This is a genomic window from Pseudomonas pudica (genome assembly GCF_015680405.1).
In the GTDB taxonomy this organism is placed as follows: Bacteria; Pseudomonadota; Gammaproteobacteria; order Pseudomonadales; family Pseudomonadaceae; genus Aquipseudomonas; species Aquipseudomonas pudica.
Genome location: NZ_JADLJS010000028.1, coordinates 55,859 through 74,579 on the forward strand (window position 1 = coordinate 55,859; position 18,721 = coordinate 74,579).

Here is an 18,721-nt window from a genome sequence, read left to right on the forward strand (position 1 = left end):
ATGGATGACAACACCCTTTCCCTGTTCGCCGGCATCGGCGCCCTGCTGCTGCTCGCCAGCGTGATCGGCCGCCTGCTCAAATGGCGCGCCGGCCCGGCACCGCACGCGGTGATCGACAACCTCAACGCCCGCATCAACGCCTGGTGGGTGATGGTGCTGGTGATCGGCATCGCCTTCCTGTTCGGCAAGTACGGCGTGATCGTGCTGTTCTACGGCGTATCGTTCTATGCCTTGCGCGAGTTCATGACGCTCACCCCGACCCGGCGCAGCGACTACCCGGCGCTGGTGGCGGCGTTCTATGTGGCGCTGCCGGTGCAGTACGTGCTGATCGCCATGGACTGGTACGGGCTGTTCAGCATCTTCATCCCGGTGTACCTGTTCCTGTTACTGCCGATCCTGGCCAGCTTCGGCGGTGACACCACGCGCTTTCTCGAGCGCGCCTCGAAGGTGCAGTGGGGGCTGATGATCGCGGTGTACTGCGTGTCGTCGGTACCGGCATTGATGACCCTGGACATCCCGGGTTACGAGGGCCGCAACCTGCTGCTGATTGCCTGGCTGATCCTGGTGGTGCAGATCAGCGACGTGCTGCAGTACGTGTGCGGCAAGCTGTTCGGCAAGCACAAGGTAGCGCCCAACCTGTCGCCATCCAAGACCGTCGAAGGCCTCGCCGGCGGAGTGGCACTGGCCACCCTGATCGGCGCCCTGCTGTGCTGGATCACCCCGTTCACCTTCTGGCAGGCCGCGCTGATGGCGTTGGCGGTGAACGCCATGGGCTTCTTCGGCGGGCTGGTGATGTCGGCGATCAAGCGCGACCGTGGGGTGAAGGACTGGGGGCACATGATCGAAGGCCACGGCGGTATGCTCGACCGCATGGATTCGGTGTGCTTTGCCGCGCCGGTGTTCTTCCACTTTGTGCGGTATTGGTGGGCGTAGAACGTGTTCGCCTTGAACTTTACCCCCCTAGGGTATCGGTGCCGCCGGCCTGCTACTTGAGGTAAGACCGTAGCAACGTCGCCACCTTGTCCGCCTCGTCCTGCCGCTCCTCGGCACTCAGCCCGTCCGCCACCAGGTGTTCGCGGATATGCCCTTCCATCACTTCGGCCATGAGCCCGTTCACCGCACCGCGCACGGCGGCGATCTGCTGCAGGATAGCCAGGCAGTCCTTGTCCTGCTCCAGCGCTGTCTCCAGGGCGGCGGCCTGGCCTTTGATCTTGCGCACCCGGTTCAGCAGCTGCTTCTTGCTCTTCAGAGTATGTGCCATTGGGTTTCACACCATGCTAGGTATACTGGGGTATAGTATATTTCTCGATGTTCCGGGAGCATGATAAACCATGGCGACACAAACCTCAGACCGCTGGCAGCACAGCCACCAGTTCCATACCAGCAACCTGGGCGCCGAGCGCAGGACGCGCCTGGCCGTGTGGCTGACAGCCGTGATGATGGTGGCGGAAATTACCGGGGGATGGTTCTTCAATTCCATGGCATTGCTGGCCGACGGCTGGCACATGAGCTCCCACGCCCTGGCCCTGGGCCTGTCGCTGCTGGCCTACGCCGCCGCACGGCGCTATGCCGGCGACCGGCGCTTTGCCTTCGGCACCTGGAAGATCGAGATTCTCGGCGGCTACTCCAGCGCCCTTCTGTTGCTGGGCGTGGCCGGGCTGATGGCATTCCAGTCGGTGGAGCGCCTGCTGGCACCGGGGCCGATCCACTATGACGAGGCGATCTTCATCGCCGCAGTGGGCCTGGCCGTCAACCTGATCTGCGCCTGGCTGCTGCGTGACGACCATCACGATCATCACCACCATGGCCACGACCATCACCATGACCACGGCCACCACCACCACGACCTGAACCTGCGCTCGGCCTACCTGCACGTGATGGCCGACGCCGCGACTTCGGTGCTGGCTATCGTCGCCCTGCTGGCAGGCAAGTACTGGGGCGCAGGCTGGCTCGACCCGGTCATGGGCCTGGTCGGTGCGCTGCTGGTGGCGTTGTGGGCCCGCGGGCTGCTGCGCGATACCGGGCGGGTCCTGCTGGATGCAGAGATGGACGCGCCGGTCGTGGAAGAAATCCGCGAGGTGGTTGCGCAACTGCCGGTGCCGACCTGCATCACCGACCTGCACGTGTGGCGCGTGGGCAAGGACCAATACGCCTGCATTCTCGGCCTGGCCGCCCGGGCCGAACTCAGCGCCGACAGCGTGCGCAAAGCGTTGGGCGTACACGAGGAACTGGCGCACATCACCGTCGAGGTCAACCGCCTGGCATAGCGCGACCAGACAGCTGGACGTCGAGCCCAGGCAACTGCGGCTCGGCCAATGGCCCTATGGTGATGAGTCATTCAGCCAGTCACCAGGAGTTGTGCCATGTCCGATTTCATCACCGTCCTGCGCGAAACCTGCCCGACGCCGGTCGTGGACGCCACCAAGTGGAAGCGCATCGGCGGCGATCCGCACACTGTCAACCTCAACGCCTACCTGTCGGCCGACGGCAGCAAGATCATGGGCACCTGGATCTGCACCCCGGGCAAGTTCGAGGTCAATTACGAGAAGTGGGAGTTCTGCCACTTCCTCGATGGCTACTGCATCATCACCCCGGAAGGCGAAGAGCCGAAGCATCTTAAAGCGGGTGATGTGTTCGTGATCGAACCAGGGATGAAAGGCACCTGGGAAGTGGTCGAGACCGTGCGTAAGTACTTTGTCTTTGCCTGATTCCACAAACCACACATAGCCCTGTAGGAGCAGCCTTGTGCTGCGAGAGGCCAGTCATGGCGACACATGTGCCGGGCCGGATCAGGCCTCTTCGCAACACAAGGCTGCTCCTGCAAGCTGATCCGAGCCCGGCATCCAGGCAAAAAAAATCGCGGATCAGACGCCCTTCCCTCTGGTGCGCAGTTACAGAGGAAGGCCGCCTGGCCCGCGATGAAGTCCTCGCTCGTCAATCCTTCTTGCGGTAACCCTCGACGATTGCCGAGAAGTCCTTGCCACCCTCGCCGCGCAGGCTCATGGCCTGGTACAGCTGCTGGGCCACGGCCCCCAGGATCACCGGTTGATGCGCCTGGCGTGCAGCCTCGGTGGCCAGCCCCAGGTCCTTGAGCATCAGCTCGGCGCCAAACCCTCCGGTGTACCCGCGCGACGCGGGCGCAGTCTCGATGATGCCCGGCCACGGGTTGTAGGTGTCCGAGCTCCAGCAACGCCCGGTCGAACTGTTGATGATCCCCGCCAGCACCTTGGTATCGATGCCCAGCGCGTTGCCCAGGGCCATAGCCTCGGACACGCCGATCATCGAGATACCCAGCAGCAGGTTGTTGCAGATCTTGGCGATCTGCCCGGTGCCGACTTCACCGCAGTGCACGATGTTGCGGCCCATCTGCTCCAGTACCGGCTTGAGGGTGGCGAACAACTCGGCGCTGGCACCGACCATGAAGGTCAGGGTGCCTGCCGCCGCGCCGCCAGTGCCACCGGACACTGGCGCATCGCCCATGTCCACGCCCTTGGCCGCTGCGGCCTTGGACACATCACGTGCAGTCTGCGGGTCGATGGTGCTGCAATCCACGGTGGGCGTGCCCGGGCGAATCCCCGCCAACACACCATCCTCGCTCAGGTACACGCTGCGCACATGCGCAGCGGCCGGCAGCATGGTGATCACCAGTTCGCTATTGGCCGCCGCGTCCTTGGGCGAAGGGCTGATTTTCCCACCCAGTTCTGCAAGCTCGGCCAGCACGGCCTTGTTCAGGTCGAACAGGTTCAGTTGGTGCCCGGCCTTGATCAGGTTGCGGGCCATGGGTGCGCCCATGTTGCCAAGCCCGATGAATGCGATACGCATGACTCTCTCCTTAGCGCAGGCTGATGGTGGTGTTCACACCGTCGTTGACACTGTCGTCATCGAACCAGCGGGCGGTGACGGTCTTGGTCTGAGTGTAGAACTGCACCACTTGCTTGCCGTACGGGCCGAGGTCGCCGAGCTTGGAACCACGCGAACCGGTGAAGCTGAAGAACGGTACCGGGACCGGGATCGGGATATTGATGCCGACCTGGCCGATGTCGATTTCGCTCTGGAACTTGCGTGCTGCCGCGCCGCTCTGGGTGAACAGGCCAGTGCCGTTGCCGAACGGGTTGGCGTTGACCAGGGCGATGGCCTCATCGAGGGTATCGACCTCCAGGGTCACCAGCACCGGACCGAAGATTTCCTGGGTGTAAACCTGCATGTCGGTCTTCACGCCCGAGAACAGGGTCGGGCCAATGAAGTTACCTTGCTCGTAGCCCGGTACCTGGACGCCACGGCCGTCGAGCTCCAGCTTGGCGCCTTCCTTGATGCCACTTTCGATCAGGCCCAGCACACGCTCCTTGGCGCGCTTGGAAACCACCGGGCCGACATCGGTGCCTGGCTCGCAACCGGCATTGACCTTCAGCTTGCTGGCCGCTTCCTTGATATCTGGCAGCCATTCGCGAGCCTTGCCCACCAGCACTGCCACCGAAGTGGCCATGCAGCGCTGGCCTGCTGCACCAAAGGCAGCACCGACCAGCGCGTTGACGGTTTGCGTGCGGTTGGCATCGGGCAGCACCACCGCGTGGTTCTTGGCGCCCATCATCGACTGCACGCGCTTGCCGTGCTGGCTGCCCAGGTTGTACACGTGGGTGCCCACTTCGGTAGAGCCGACGAAAGAAATCGCCTTGATGTCCTTGTGGGTGCAAATGGCATCCACCACTTGCTTGCCGCCGTGCACCACGTTGAGCACGCCAGCCGGTATGCCGGCTTCCAGCGCCAGCTCGACCAGCAGCATGGTCGACAGCGGGTCCTGCTCGGACGGCTTGAGCACGAAGGTGTTGCCGCAGACGATGGCCATCGGGAACATCCACAGCGGGATCATCGCCGGGAAGTTGAACGGAGTGATGCCGGCACATACACCGATCGGCTGGCGCAGGGTGTAGGTATCGACGCCGCCGGCGACGTTCTCGGCGAACTCGCCCATCTGCAGGGTGCCGATGGAGGCGGCATGCTCGACCACTTCCAGGCCGCGGAAGATATCGCCTTCGGCGTCGGCCAGGGTCTTGCCCTGCTCGGCACTGAGAACCTGGGCGATGCGTTTGGTGTGTTCGCGGATCAGCGCCTGCAGCTTGAGCATGATGCGCATGCGCGCGCCGATCGGCGTGTTGCGCCAGGTCTGGAAGGCACGTTGGGCAGCGGCCACGGCCGCGTCGACTTCTTCGATGGTGGCGAACGGTACGCGCGCCAGTACCTCTTGGGTGGCTGGGTTGACGATGTCGCGCCATTCGGTGGTCCTGGACTCGACCCATTGGCCGTCGATCAGCAGCTTGACCTGTTCGATTTTGGTCTGGTTAGGGGACTGCGGTGCGTTCATCTGCGTTCTCCTTGGAATTATTGTCGGGACGAGATCGCCAGCGCCGTGCAAACGCGAGGTGGCGTCCTGAGGCTTGTTTCGAGTATAGATGTGCAAACATCCAACAAGAACGCACAAAAAAACCGGATCATCATGCAAAAAGACCTCACATCCCTGAGCGCGCTCAACTGGGACGACCTGAAGTTCTTCCTGGAAGTGGCGCGTACCCGCAAGGCCAGCAGCGCGGCCAAGCGCCTGAGCGTGGACTACACCACGGTGTCGCGGCGCATCAGCTCGCTGGAGGGGGCCCTGGGCACCTTGCTGTTCGAGAAATCCCGGACCAACGGCTTTGTCCTCACCGCCGAGGGCCAGCGCCTGCTGGGTTATGCCGAGTCGATCGAGAGCACGCTGCACATGGCCTGCGAGCAGGTGTCCGGCTCGGGCGTGGCGTTGTCGGGGCATGTGCGCATGGGCTGCACCGAAGGCTTCGGCAGCTTCTTCGTCACCCCGCAGCTAAGCCACTTCGTCGATGCCTACCCGGCGATTTCGGTGGATATCCTGCCGCTGCCGCACTTCATCAGCCTGTCCAAGCGCGAGGCGGACATCGTCATCGCCCTGGAGCGGCCGGAACACGGCCCTTATGTGTGCTGCAAGCTGTGCGACTACCGCTTGCGGCTGTACGCGACCCAGGACTACCTGGACAGCCACGCACCGATCCAGCAGATCGCGGACCTGGCCAGGCACCCGTTCATCAGCTACGTGGACGACCTGGCTTTCAGTTCTGAGCTGCTGTACCTGGCCAACCTGATCCCCAGCGCCAGCGCGCATTTGCGCAGTACCAGCGTGATTGCGCAGTACACGGCTGCGTTGCAGGGACGTGGGCTGGCGATCCTGCCATGCTTCCTGGCGGCACAGGACCCACGGCTGGTGACGGTGTTGCCGGAGGAGATCGAGGTGACACGGCAGTTCTGGATGTATTGTCGGGAGGATTTGAGGAAGTTGAAGCGGATTACCCTGCTTTGGGATTACATCCGAGGTGTGACGGAGGCGAATGCGCCGTTGTTGATGGGCGAGACCCGAGAGATGCGGTTTGCTCAGGAATAAGGGGCTGCGTTGCAGCCCATCGCCGGCAAGCCAGCTCCCACGGTTGCAGCGTTGATCTCGAGGTTGTCGCTGTACCTGTGGGAGCGGGTTTAACCACGAAGCAGACAACTCGGTGCATGGCACCGGCTTCGCCGGTGTTAGCGGGTGAACCCGCTCCCACAGGGATATCTGATAGCCCGCAGGCTGTGGTCAGTAGGAAGCCACCACAATGGACACCCGCCGGTTCTCGGTACGCCCGGCACTGGTGCGGTTGTCCGCCACCGGTTGACTACTGCCCAACCCACGGCTCTGGATGTTCTGCGCCTGCATGCCTACCCCGACCAGCGCCTTGGCCACGCTCTGCGCGCGGCGCTCGGAGAGTTGCTGGTTATACGCCGCCTTGCCGGACGCGTCGGCATGCCCATCCACCCGCACGCCCTGGATACCAACGCCAAGCAGCGCCTTGCCAATACGCTCGACAATCGCCTGGCTCTGGCTGTTGAGGCTGTCCAGGTCGCTGCCGAACAGCACCTTGCCGGACAAATCGTAGGCCCAGCCTTCGTCGGTCGGGGTAAAGCCTTCGCGCTTGAGCACGGCAATCTGTTCGGCGGTCAGGCCTTTGGGCGGAGCGCTCTGGCAGCCGGGCAGCGCCAGCACGGCAAGCAACAAGGCCCAAAAAGGGAAACGCAAAGCCTGTATCACGGGTTCAACTCCTGTTCTTGATTTCGCTGGCGGACCGCTCCGTCTGCGCCACTTGCCAATGGCCACGGCGTTTGCGCTTGGCCTGGTACATCGCGGCATCGGCGGCATTCAGAAGGCTGGCGGGGTCGGCGCCGTCATCCGGGTAATAGGCAATACCAACACTCAACGAAGTGGCGATACTGCGGCCGCTGTCCAGCTGCACCGGCAACTTCATGCTGGCAATGATCTTCTCGGCAATGTGCTCGGCGTCCAGGCGCGAATGCAAAGGCGTCAACAGCACGGCGAACTCATCGCCACCCAGGCGCGCCACAAGGTCGTGCTCGCGCAGTTGGGCACGCACGCGGTCGGCCACGCTTATCAGCACTTCGTCGCCCACCGCATGGCCGAGGGTGTCATTGATCTGTTTGAAGTGGTCGCTGTCGAGGAACAGCAACGCCAGGTGATCCTGCTGCCGTTCGGCATTGCGCACGCTACGGCTCAGGCGCCCCTCGAAGAAGGCACGGTTGGGCAGGCCGGTCAGGCTGTCGTGGCTGGCCTGGTGGGCCAGGGTCTGGTTTTCGTTCTGCAGGTGGCTGTGCCATACCTCCAGTTCGTCCAGCAGGGCGTTGAAGTCATTGCCCAGTTCGTTGAGCTCGGCAATCGGCGCCTCCGGCACGCGCCGGTCGAAACTGCGCTCGCGGCGGGCGGCGTGGGCAACACTGGCCAGGCCACGCAGCGGGCGGACGATATCGCTGAGCAGACGCCGCGACAGGTATTGGGCAGCCAGGGCGCTGAGCACCGTGCAGAACAGGATGCCGGCCAGCCCGCTGAACAGAAACAGCAACAGGCTACGCCCTTGGCCAACCAGTTCGATGCGCCCGACTTGCTGTTGCTGGTGCGTGATCGGCAGGTTGATCGGCTCATCCAGCAGGGCGGTGGCCACCTGCGCCTCCAGCCGCGCGAGCACGCCGGTATCGCTGCGCTGCCAATGCGCCAACTGCTCACCTTCGTTGTTGAAGACCTTGGCTTCAGCCACTTCCTCGGTACTGGCAATCAGCGCCAGCGATTCATTGGCCGCAGCGCTGTCGTCAAACACCACCGCCGCTTCCACGGTGTAGCTGATCGAGCGGGCGATCAGGTGCAGGTTGTCATTGGCATAGACGCGCAGGGCAAGCACGCCCAGCAGGGTCAGGGATATGCCGGCCAGGCCAACGGCGAGCAAGGCGACGCTGAGGTGGCCACGGCCGAGCACCGAGCGCAGGGTCGGGCGCACGGCGCGCTTGCGGGTTGGTTTCATGGTTGCACCGCCCGGCGCCGCGACAATTGCAGCACGCTAGGGTGAATGCGCACGCCGGAGCGTGCCACCGAGTCGAGGTTGACTTCAAAGGCTACCTGCTGGTCGCTGACCCGCAAGCAGAACAGGCTACCGACCGTGCACGGGTCGTCTGCCTCGCTGATGCTCAGCACTGGGTGGCCACTGACGCGCTCGAACAACCGGTCGCGCTTGCCCTGGTCGAGCTTGCCGATGTAGATGGCGTCGCAGGCCTGGGCGACCTGACTATCGTCTGCCAGTAGCCGCCGCACCTGCAGCGGTCGGCCGGACTCCTGCACATGGCCTTTGATCAGGTCATCGGCGTACTCGGTAGGGCCGACCAGGCACAGGCGCAACGGTGAGGGTTCCACAGGCCAGCGGGCATAGCTGAAGATGCCCAGCACCACCTGGGTGACGGCCTTGGCACGCTGCTGCGCCTGGGCGGCAGTTATGGCGGGGTCTGCCTGGGCCGGGCCTGCGGAAAGGAACAGGGCGGCCAGCAATAGCGAAAGCACACAGCTCGTCACCCGCCTTGCGGCCACTTTCATGTGGAAAATCTCTTGAGGCCCTTTCCGATATCGGCGCAACGATAGCACATGGCCGCATCAATGTAGGTACGAGCTGCTTTACGCACGGGACTGATGCCCTCATCGCCGGCAAGCCAGCTCCCACGGAGAACTCCACAACCCTTGAGAGCTGCGCTGTACCTGTGGGAGCTGGCTTGCCGGCGATAGGGCTTCCCGGTCCTACACCTGCTCCAGCATCAACCCGGAAATACGCCGCACCTTGCGCGCCACAGCTTCTTCGAAAATACCCTGGCGGGGCTCGACCAGGCTGAAGCAGTGCTTGGCGCGGGTGATGCCGGTGTATACCAGCTCCTTGGTCAGCACCGGGTTGAGCGCATCCGGCAGCACCAGCGCGGTGTGGCCGAACTCCGAGCCCTGGGACTTGTGTACGGTCATGGCGAATACCGTTTCCACTTCGTTCAGCCGGCTGGGCAGGACGAAGCGCACGCCGCCGCTGCCGTCGTTCCGCGGGAAGGCCACGCGCAACAGGGGTTCGCCGTGCTCATCCGGCAGGCGCAGGGCAATGCCGATGTCACCGTTCATCAGCCCCAGGCCGTAGTCGTTGCGGGTCACCAGCACCGGACGCCCTTCGTACCAGGGCTGCTGGCTGTCGATCAGCCCGGCATTATGCAGCACCCGCGCTACCCGCTCATTGAGGCCTTCAACACCCCAGGCGCCCCGGCGTACCGCGCACAGTAGCTGGAAGTCCTCGAAGCTGTGCAGCACCTTGCCCGCCCATTGCTCCCACGCGGGGTCGTCGACGGCGGTGCCGAGTGCCGGGCGGAAGCGGCCAAGGGTTCGCAGGTAGCTGCGGTAGCCCTGCGGGCCATCGCTGCCGCGGTTGAGGCCGTCGAGCAGCAGGCGGTCGAAGGCGCGGTCCTGTTCGTGCTTAAGGGCCAGGCTGTGCACATCGGGTGGCGGCGCAGCCAACAGGCTGCGCGCCGCATGGGCGTCCTGGTGGTTGACCAGCCGGGCCAGCTGGCCGATGCCACTGCCTTCGCCGAAACGCCGCGAGAAGCGCAACATCACCACCTGCTGGGCCAGCGGGTTGCGTTGCTCATCGCCGGCCTTGAGACCACTGCCCGCCAGCGACTCACCACCGACCTGCTCCAGCCATGCCTCGGTCGCCGGCGAGTAACAGCCCTCCTCGGCATCCCGGCACAGGTCACCCAGTACCGCACCGGCCTCGACCGAGGCCAGCTGGTCCTTGTCGCCCAGCAGTACCAGGCGCGCCCGTGGCGGCAGGGCATCGAGCAGGTTGGCCATCATTTCCAGGTCGATCATCGACGCTTCGTCGACCACCAGCACGTCCAACGGCAGCGGGTTGCCGGCATGGTGGCGGAAGTGCCGCGAACCAGGGCGGCTGCCGAGCAGGCGGTGCACGGTGCTGACCTCGGTGGGGATATGCCCGCGCACCTCGGCGCTGACCTGCAGGCGCTCGACCTGCTGGCCAATGGATTCGGTCAGACGCGCGGCCGCCTTGCCGGTCGGCGCGGCCAGGCGAATGCGCAGCGGCCTGCCCTGCTCCACCGCCGGCGCCTGCAGCAAGGCCAGCAGGCGCACCACGGTAGTGGTCTTACCCGTGCCAGGGCCGCCGGTGATGATGCTGAAGCCGGCGCGAGTGGCCAGGGCACAGGCAAGCTTCTGCCAGTCCACCTGGCCAGCCGGCGCACCACCGTCGAACAGTTGCGCCAAACGGCCAGGCAGGTCGGCCGGAGGCGCTTCGGCCTGGGTCAGGCGCTGGCGCAGGATATGGTCGATGCGCCGCTCGTAACTCCAGTAACGGCGCAAGTACAGACGCTCGCCGCTGAGCACCAGAGGCCGCGCCTGCTGGCCCGGGGAATCCCCTGCGGCCACCAGCGAGCTGGCGGCAATGCGCTGACGCCAGGCGTGCAGGTCAAGGTTGGCCAGCAACTGCGAGGGCAACAGCAAGGGGCCGGTCAAGGCGTCGCCTTCAGGCGGCAACGACAGGGCAAAATCGGGCTCGGCCAGGGTTTGCTGCAGGTCGAGGCAGACATGGCCGTGGCCCAGTTGGTGGCTGGCCAGTGCGGCGGCCAGCAACAGCAGGGGGTCGCTACCGGGGGCTCGCTCCTCCAGGAACGATACGAACGCACGGTCCAGGGCACGCAGCCAGCCCCGCTCTACCCAGCGGTCGAGCAGTTGCAGGAGGTCGCCGCTGTCATGCTGCGGCGCCAAGGCGAGCAGGTGCTCGGCGTGCAGCGGGGTGGGCAACAAGTCGACGAGGCTTCGGCTCATATCACGGCTCCGGCAAACAGGTCCTGCTGTACCGGCGGATGCTCGCCGCGGAACAGCGCATCGAGGCTTTCGATCAGCTCGCGCGGTGGCTTGGTGTGGTAAACGCCGTGGCCGCTGCTGCTGGCGCCTCGCAGGAAGATGAACAGGGCGCCGCCGACATGGCGGTCGTAGTCGTAGTCCGGCAGGCGGGCGCGCAACTGGCGGTGCAGGGCCAGCAGGTACAGCACGTATTGCAGGTCGTAGCGATGTTCGAGGATGGCCTTTTCCATGGCCAGGGCATCGTAGGCCTGGATATCCGGGCCCAGCCAGTTGGACTTGTAGTCGGTCACGTAGTAACGCCCGTCCAGTTCGAAGGCCAGGTCGATGAAGCCTTTGAACATGCCATTGAGCACGGTCGGCTGCGCCGCCGGGCGTGCCAGGCCGGGGTGGGTGTGGCGTACCACCAGGCGGTCGAGTTGTTCGGCATCGACCTGGTGGCTGGCGAACCAGAACTCCATTTCGATCTGATAGTGGCACAACTGCCCTAGCGTCACGCCGAGGTCGTTGCCCGGCAACGGCAGCGCTTCGCCCAGCAGGCGCTGCAGCCAAAGCGTCAGGGTGGGAATCCAGCCGGTCCAGTCGCGACGGTTGCAGCGCTGGCCAACGGTTCGCTCAATCAGCCGTGCATTGCCGCTGACCTGGCTGAAGCCCTCGCGGCCCGCCCATTCCAGCAAGCCATGCAGGAAGGTGCCGGGGTTGGGCCCGCGCGGGAAGCGGTGAATATCGCCACTGTCGGCCGGGACCTCGCGCAGCACCTGGGTATCGACCACTTCATCATCCAGTAACTGCTGGGCTTGGGAGCTGTCGGCACCGAGGGTCTGGTCGCCGACGCGCAGGGCGCTGTACGAGGCAATCCACCAATGCTCGGCGCCCGCTGCGCGACGCGGCTTGCGGGCAGGCAGCAGCTCATGCTCGGTGTGCGGCATGCGATACAGCTGTTCATCTGCCAACGGCAGGCCTGGGCAAGAGATGTGCGGGCAGGTCTTGGCCAAGGCCTGCAACCAGTCCGTCAGTTGCGACGAGCCCGGCAAGGCGAGGCCACCACCCAGCAGGTAACCGAACGCCGAACGATGCAGGTGCGAGCTCTTCTGGTTGCCCCGCTTGAGGTCGGCGACACCCAGCCAGCAGGCATGCTGGGCGCGGGTCAGGGCCACGTAGAGCAGGCGCAGGTCTTCGGCCAGTCGCTCGTCGTCGGCGCGTTCGATCTGTTCCTGGTCTGGGGTGAGGGTGAGATGGGCGTTGCCCTGGCTATCATGCCAGGCCAGCGGCAGGCGGCTACCGTCCACCGGTTTGCTGGTGCAGATGAACGGCAGGTAGACCAAGGGGTATTCCAGGCCCTTGGACTTGTGGATGGTCACCACTTTCACCAACTGCTCATCGCTCTCCAGGCGCAGGATCTGCTCTTCACCGGCCTGGCCGGAACTGGCCAGGTGCTCGGCCAGGTGTCGGATCAGTGCCTGTTCGCCGTCCAGTTCGCCAGCGGCCTGTTGCAGCAGCTCGGCCAGATGCAGCAGGTTGGTCAGCACCCGCTCGCCATCGCTGCGGCGGATCAGTGTGCGCGGCAGCTGGAAGTCATGCAGCAGGTGCCGCAGCATCGGCAGCACGCCCTGGCGCTGCCAGGTGTCGCGGTAACGGCGAAAACGCATGACCCAGTCTTCCCAGACCCGCTCGTCCTGATTCAGGCGGTCCAGCGCAGCCAGAGACAGATCAAGGGTAAGGCTGGCCAGGGCAGCCTTGAGCAGGCGCTCCGAGTCGGGTTCGGCACAGGCCTTTAGCCAGGCCAACAGGTCGTGGGCTTCCTGGGCGGCGAATACCGAATCCTTGTCGGACAGGTACACACTACGCACCTCGCGCGCGGCAAGCTCGGCGCGGACCATCTGCGCTTCATGGCCATCGCGCACCAGGATGGCGATGTCCGACGGCAGGCACGGGCGCAGTTCGCCCTCGGCACTCTGGAAACCAGCCGTGCCCTGCTGCCCACCATTGAGCAAGGCGACGATATGGCTGGCGCAGCTGGCTGCCAGCTGCTGGCGGTACACGCTGGCGGAGACCGGCTCTTCGCTTTCCAGATGCCAGCACTGCAGGGCTGCACAGGTTCCACCGTCGATCAACAGTTGCTCGCCACGGCCTTTGGCGCGGACCTCGATGAACGGCAAAGGGTTGTCATCGGCCTCGCGGAACAGGAACGCGCCACGCCCTGCCGCACGCGCCTCGGCCTGGAGGAACACGTGGTTGACCGCCGCGACCATGGCCTTGCTGGAGCGGTAGTTGGTGTCCAGGCTGTGCAGACGGCCACTCGTGGCACGACGGGCGGCGAGGTAGGTGTAGATGTCGGCGCCACGGAAGGCATAGATCGCCTGCTTGGGGTCACCGATCATGAACAAGCCGGTTTCGCGCCGGTTTTCGCTGATCTGGTAGATGCGCTCGAAGATGCCGTACTGCACCGGGTCGGTGTCCTGGAACTCGTCGATCAATGCCACCGGGAACTGTTCGCGGATCAGGCTGGCCAGGCGCTCGCCGGCCTCGCTGGCCAGGGCGTGCTGCAGGCGCAGGAGCATGTCGTCGAAACCCATTTCCGCACGCCGGCGCTTCTCCACTTCGAAGCGTGCCGATACCCAGTTGGCGGCATGCTCGAGCAATGGGGCATCCGGGCTGTCCAGGGCCTGCAACTGTTGCTGCAAGCTCTGCATGGCATTGAGGGCCGGGTGCTCGGGTGGCTCGCCCTTCCAGGCTTCGGCCATGCCCGCCGGGGTCAGGCGGGTAAAGCCGGTGCCCAGGTCGAGCTCCACCAGTTGTGCGTCTGCGGCCCAGGCGCAGAGCTTGTCGAACCAGGGCTCGAAGTAACGGGCCTGCATCTTGCGGCCATCGACCTGTTTGGCGGCCAGTGCATCACGGCAGATCTGGCGCAATTCCTCGGCCCATTGCGCCCAAGGCGCCTTGAGCCGGGCCAACTGCTCGCCACGCTGCTGCAGCGATGCCTGGATCAGTGCCGCCGGCTCTGGCCCGTCCTGCTGGGCGCGCACGCGGCCGAACAGTGGGCGGATCCGCGGCAGCAAGGCGTCGGGGCTACCCCAGTGGCCACGCACCCAGGCCAGCGCGTCGCCTTGCATGCCGTAGCAGAAGCGCCGCCAGTAGTCGCGCATGACTTGACCCAGCAGTTCGCTGTGGTCGGTTTCCAAGGTCTGGGTGAACAGGCTGCCGCTGTCGAAGGCATGTTCGCGCAGCATGCGCTGGCACCAGCCGTGGATGGTCGATACCGCTGCTTCGTCCATCCACTGCACAGCGATTTCCAGGCGCCCGGCACAGCGTGGCCAGGCTTCTTCCGGGTAGTCGTCACGCAGCTGGTGCAGCAGCGGGTCGGCCGCTACCAGCTCGCCACGGAAGAACCGCGCAGCTTCGGCCAGGCGGGCGCGGATACGTTCGCGCAGTTCTTTGGTGGCGGCGTCGGTGAAAGTCACCACGAGGATTTGCGGTGGCAGCAACTCGCGGTCGAAGCCCTGCTCGCCACCGTGACCGAGGATCAGGCGCAGGTAAAGCGCCGAAATGGTGAAGGTCTTGCCCGTGCCGGCGCTGGCCTCGATCAGCTGGCTGCCATGCAGGGGGAAACTCAGTGCCAGGGGACGGTCCTGGGTCATGCGCCTTTCTCCGGGTTGCCCAGGGTCTGCCACGGGGCGTTGAACAATGGGCGGTACAAGGCTTCGCACCAGCCTTCAAAGGTTTCATCAGCGGTGAGCGCGGCAAAGTCACGGAACTGCCGGGCCAGGGCGACGCTTTCACTGCGCTCGCCGAAGCTGGTGCGCTCGTCGCCGTCGTAGGCGCGGGCAGCAGCAGCCAAGGCTTTGTCGCTATCGTCCTGGGCCAGCCAGGCAAACGCGGTCTTGGCCGCGACCGGCAACGGCGCATTCATCGCCGCCTGACGGGCTACCAGCAGGTCGCCCAGCAATTGCGCCGCCTGCGCTTGCGGCAGTGGCGCAAGCAGCAGGGTCAGGTCGCTGGCCACCAGCGCACTGTTATAGGGGTAGCCCGCCGCGCAGGCCGCCAGGTGCGTGACCCAAGGTGCGATCAGGCGGTGCCACTTCAGGGCGTTGCGCCCGGCACTGATGGTATTGGGTACGGTGGTGATGCTGAGCAGGCTCTGGTCATCCGCCTGGAACACCCGCCCCAGCCAGCCTTCGAGGCGGTGCCGGCCGTGCTCGAAATGCACTGGCAATGCCCCCTCGACCAGCTGCGACCAGCGCTGTAATAGCTGGCGGTGGCGTTGCAGCAAGTCTGGCAGGGGCTCGATCAGCTCGCGCTGCAGCAGTTCGCCAAAACCGGCCAGCGGCAGCACGCCACAGGCCTGCAAGCGTCGGGCCTGTGCCTGCAGGGCCTGTTCGGCATTGTCCGGCTCGGCCAGCGCTGCACCCAGCAGGCTTTCACTGGCGCCGTAGCGTTGCAGGGTGTCAAGGACGAAGGGTTCCTCGTCCGGGGTCGGTGCTTCCAGCGCTTCGAAGTACACCTTCAGACGCTGGCTGAAGAAGTGCCGCACCGGGTGGCGCAGGAAGTCATTCAGCTGGGTCAGGCTCAAGGCCTCATCGTCATGGTATGGCGGCAGGCCGGGGTCAGCCTGCTCGTCTTCCTGGCCCTGCTGGTGCAGCAGTTGCCATTCGTGGGCAAAGCTGAACAGTGGGCTCCCCTTCTGGAAGTAGCGTGGGCTGAACGGTTGCAGCGGGTGCTCTTGGGTCAGTGCGTGCAGCAGTTGCTCACCTGGTTGTGCTGGCTGCCCCGGCTCCGCGCCTGCCAGCTGCCAGCCGGCTCCAAGGTGATCGCGCAACTGTCCGATCAGTACCGAGGCCGGGCGTTCACTGTTGTCGCGAATGCTGCGCCCGACCCAGCTGACATATAGCTGGTCGCGGGCCGACAACAGCGCCTCTAGCAGCAGATAGCGATCATCCTCACGGCGCGAGCGGTCACCGGGACGGTAGTCGCTGGCCATCAGGTCGAAGTCGAGCGGCTGTTGGGCGCGGGGGTAATCGCCATCGTTCATGCCCAGCAGACAGACCACCCGGAACGGGATGGCGCGCATCGGCATGAGGGTGCAGAAATTCACCGAGCCGGCGAGGAAGCGTTGGGACAACTTGCCCTGATCGAGGCCCGACAGCCAGGCTTCGCGCACCACGGTCAACGGCAATGGGTCTTGCAGGCCGACGGCCTCGCACACTTCGAGCCAGCTATCACGCAGATCCTGCAACTGCATCAGCAGAAACTCGTCGTGCTCGCCCTCGGCCAGGAAAAATACTTGCAGCAAGGCATGCAGGCGCTCGCCCCACTGGCTGACAGTGGCAGGCTCGGACAAAGCGTTGCTGGCCACTTCGAGGGCGTCCAGCAAGGCGACCAGCGGGCCGATCAGTGCAGCATCAAGACCACCGATTTCATCGTAGGGTTCGATGCCGTCACAGGCCTCACCCACGCCTACGGCATAACCCAACAGCATGCGCCTCAGGCCGAACCGCCAGCTGTTCTGTTCCAGCCCGGCGGGCAAGCCGAGGCTGGCCCGCTGCTCGGCATTGAGGCCCCAGCGGATGCCGGCCCCCTCGATCCAGCGGTGCAGCGTGGGCAGGTCGTTTTCGCGTATGCCGAAACGGGCGCGGACTGCCGGCACATCCAGCAGGTCGAGCACTTCGCTGACCGCGAAGCGGCTGTCCGGCAGCTTGAGCAGGTGTTCGAGGGCAATCAGCAAGGGTTCGCGACCACGCTGGCCCTGATCGGTCAGGGTGAACGGGATGTACCTCGGATCGTTGCGTTGCAACTGGCCGAATACGGCGCGAATGTGCGGCGCATAGGTATCGATGGCCGGCAACATGACGATCACGTCACGCGGGCGCAGGGTTGGGTCGGCGCTGAAACGGGCCAGTAGCTGGTCGTGGAGGATCTCCACTTCGCGTTGCGGGCTGTGGGCGATGTGAAAGCGGATCGAGCGGTCCTTGGCCGGGTCGACTGGATGCCACCGCTCGCGGGTTTCGGCGAGCGGACGCAGTTCGAGGATGTCGTCCTGCAACTGGTTTAGCAGCGTGGTAGGCGAGCCGTCGCTGAACAGGTCGATGCGACCGTCGCTGAACACACCCTGATAACTGCCGGGGTCATCGTAGCTGTCGAGCAGGTTGATGTAATCGCGGCCCTGTTTGCCCCATGCGGCCAGCAAAGGGTGGGCGTGCTGGTGCAGCGACTGGTCGTCCAGTTGCAAGGGCATACCCTGCTTGCGTTGCTGGCGCTTGTACTGGTGGCGCAGCAGGTCCTTGTCGGCAACGATATCGGCCCAGTGGTGGCGGCAAGGGTTGTGCACGCACAGCAGCACCTGGCTGAAGCGCGCCAGGCCGGCCAGTGCTTCGAGGGCCTGGGCTGGCAGCGAGGAGATGCCGAATACGATCACCCGGGCCGGCAGACCGGCAGGCGCCTGCTCCAGGCTGTTGATCCGTTCGATGAAGCGTTGATGTACGCCGGCACGGCTCTGCGCCATGCCCTGCTCGCCAACGTCCTCCAGCAATGCGCGCCACAACTCGGCCTGCCAGCGGTTGCCCGGGGGCAGTGCCTTGCGTTCACCGCGGGCGGTGTTGAGGATGTGCTCGCCAGCGGCCCAGTCCTTGAGCCAGTCGGCTCGGTATACCTGATATTGGTCGTACAGGTCGGCCAGGCGCTCGGCGAGCTGATAGCGCTTGCGCAGGTCGCTGTCGTCGGTGAGGAAGCGTCGCAACGGCTCGAAATGCGGGCGTTCGATCAAGGCCGGGAGCAGGCGCATCAGACGCCAGGTCAGCGGTGCCTTGTCGAGCAGGGAGACTTCGGGAATTTCGTCACGGCCCAGCACGCTTCGGTACAACTGCCACATGAAGCTGCCCGGCAATTGCACGTCGATGGCGGCGGCGATGCCACAACCGCCCTGGTCGTCGTCCTGAGGGTCTTCGGCAAGCGCCAGTTTGAGCCATTGGGCAATGCCATTGCTTTGGACCAGAGCGATTTCGTTTTCCAGGGGTGCCAGGGGATAGCGACGCATCCAGCTCACCACCAGGCTGCGCAGGTCGTCGAGGCGGTTGCCGTGGACGATCATGAAGCCGGAGTGGAGGTGAGTGGTATTGGGCATCGGGAGGCCTCTGGCTGACGCTGGGGATGAGGGGAAACGATATCACGTAGGTACCATACGGAGAGCATGGCGCAGTGCCATCAACCGATTGGCAAGGCATCGGAGGAACCCTGTAAGCGGCCTTGCGCCGTCCCTGTGGGAGCGGCTTTAGCCGCGAAGCGGGCGACGCGGTGGATGGCACCGGCTTTGCCGGTGTTCGCGGGTGAACCCGCTCCCACAGAGGGGGTGTGCAGGCCTGGGGTTGGTAGGCCAGAAAGACAAAACCCCTACCTGCATGCGCAGATAGGGGTTTTGCGAAATGAATCTTGACGATGACCTACTCTCACATGGGG

13 protein-coding genes are annotated in these 18,721 nt (G+C 64.8%); 4 read left to right on the plus strand and 9 right to left on the minus strand.

Features of this window, described 5'->3' with window-relative positions; genetic code table 11:
• Complete coding sequence (locus tag IRZ77_RS18595; RefSeq protein ID WP_015271818.1) at window positions 1-933, plus strand: phosphatidate cytidylyltransferase; 933 nt, start codon at window positions 1-3, stop codon at window positions 931-933.
• A gap of 52 nt (window positions 934-985) precedes the next feature.
• Here IRZ77_RS18595 and IRZ77_RS18600 read toward each other — a convergent pair whose 3' ends face one another.
• On the minus strand, window positions 986-1,261 hold the full coding sequence (locus tag IRZ77_RS18600) for a metal/formaldehyde-sensitive transcriptional repressor (RefSeq protein WP_196174089.1): 276 nt from the start codon (window positions 1,259-1,261) through the stop codon (window positions 986-988).
• A gap of 70 nt (window positions 1,262-1,331) precedes the next feature.
• Here IRZ77_RS18600 and dmeF point away from each other — a divergent pair, with 70 nt between their 5' ends.
• Both dmeF and IRZ77_RS18610 read left to right on the plus strand, forming a co-directional pair.
• Entirely contained in the window at window positions 1,332-2,267 is a 936-nt protein-coding gene (gene dmeF / locus IRZ77_RS18605) for a CDF family Co(II)/Ni(II) efflux transporter DmeF (RefSeq protein WP_108479972.1), read from the plus strand.
• A gap of 96 nt (window positions 2,268-2,363) precedes the next feature.
• Entirely contained in the window at window positions 2,364-2,708 is a 345-nt protein-coding gene (locus tag IRZ77_RS18610) for a cupin domain-containing protein (RefSeq protein ID WP_003258412.1), read from the plus strand.
• A 226-nt stretch (window positions 2,709-2,934) separates the two neighbouring features.
• Here IRZ77_RS18610 and mmsB read toward each other — a convergent pair whose 3' ends face one another.
• Both mmsB and IRZ77_RS18620 read right to left on the minus strand, forming a co-directional pair.
• Window positions 2,935-3,822, minus strand: coding sequence for a 3-hydroxyisobutyrate dehydrogenase (gene mmsB / locus IRZ77_RS18615; RefSeq protein ID WP_196174091.1), 888 nt, complete (start codon window positions 3,820-3,822; stop codon window positions 2,935-2,937).
• Between the two features lie 10 nt (window positions 3,823-3,832).
• Window positions 3,833-5,359, minus strand: coding sequence for a CoA-acylating methylmalonate-semialdehyde dehydrogenase (locus IRZ77_RS18620; protein ID WP_085602277.1), 1,527 nt, complete (start codon window positions 5,357-5,359; stop codon window positions 3,833-3,835).
• A gap of 132 nt (window positions 5,360-5,491) precedes the next feature.
• On the opposite strand from IRZ77_RS18620, the gene IRZ77_RS18625 reads away from it, so the two are divergent.
• The gene (locus IRZ77_RS18625; protein WP_085602278.1) at window positions 5,492-6,442 is read left to right on the plus strand and encodes a LysR family transcriptional regulator; all 951 of its coding nucleotides are present in this window, start codon (window positions 5,492-5,494) and stop codon (window positions 6,440-6,442) included.
• 189 nt (window positions 6,443-6,631) lie between these two features.
• Here IRZ77_RS18625 and IRZ77_RS18630 read toward each other — a convergent pair whose 3' ends face one another.
• The 6 genes from IRZ77_RS18630 to recC form a co-directional block, all read right to left on the minus strand.
• On the minus strand, window positions 6,632-7,123 hold the full coding sequence (locus IRZ77_RS18630) for an OmpA family protein (protein WP_135002034.1): 492 nt from the start codon (window positions 7,121-7,123) through the stop codon (window positions 6,632-6,634).
• Window positions 7,124-7,127: 4 nt separating this feature from the next.
• A complete protein-coding gene (locus IRZ77_RS18635) occupies window positions 7,128-8,399 on the minus strand; it encodes a diguanylate cyclase domain-containing protein (RefSeq protein ID WP_135002033.1) in 1,272 nt (423 codons plus the stop codon).
• Window positions 8,396-8,962: a YfiR family protein gene (locus tag IRZ77_RS18640; protein ID WP_046616381.1), complete on the minus strand. Its 567-nt coding sequence runs from the start codon at window positions 8,960-8,962 to the stop codon at window positions 8,396-8,398. Before IRZ77_RS18640 ends, IRZ77_RS18635 begins: the two co-directional genes overlap by 4 nt.
• A gap of 198 nt (window positions 8,963-9,160) precedes the next feature.
• The gene (gene recD, locus IRZ77_RS18645; RefSeq protein WP_196174093.1) at window positions 9,161-11,236 is read right to left on the minus strand and encodes an exodeoxyribonuclease V subunit alpha; all 2,076 of its coding nucleotides are present in this window, start codon (window positions 11,234-11,236) and stop codon (window positions 9,161-9,163) included.
• The gene (gene recB, locus IRZ77_RS18650) at window positions 11,233-14,910 is read right to left on the minus strand and encodes an exodeoxyribonuclease V subunit beta (protein WP_196174095.1); all 3,678 of its coding nucleotides are present in this window, start codon (window positions 14,908-14,910) and stop codon (window positions 11,233-11,235) included. The genes recD and recB overlap by 4 nt, the downstream gene beginning before the upstream one ends.
• Window positions 14,907-18,389: an exodeoxyribonuclease V subunit gamma gene (gene recC, locus IRZ77_RS18655; protein ID WP_196174097.1), complete on the minus strand. Its 3,483-nt coding sequence runs from the start codon at window positions 18,387-18,389 to the stop codon at window positions 14,907-14,909. The genes recB and recC overlap by 4 nt, the downstream gene beginning before the upstream one ends.
• Between the last annotated feature and the right edge of the window lie 332 nt (window positions 18,390-18,721).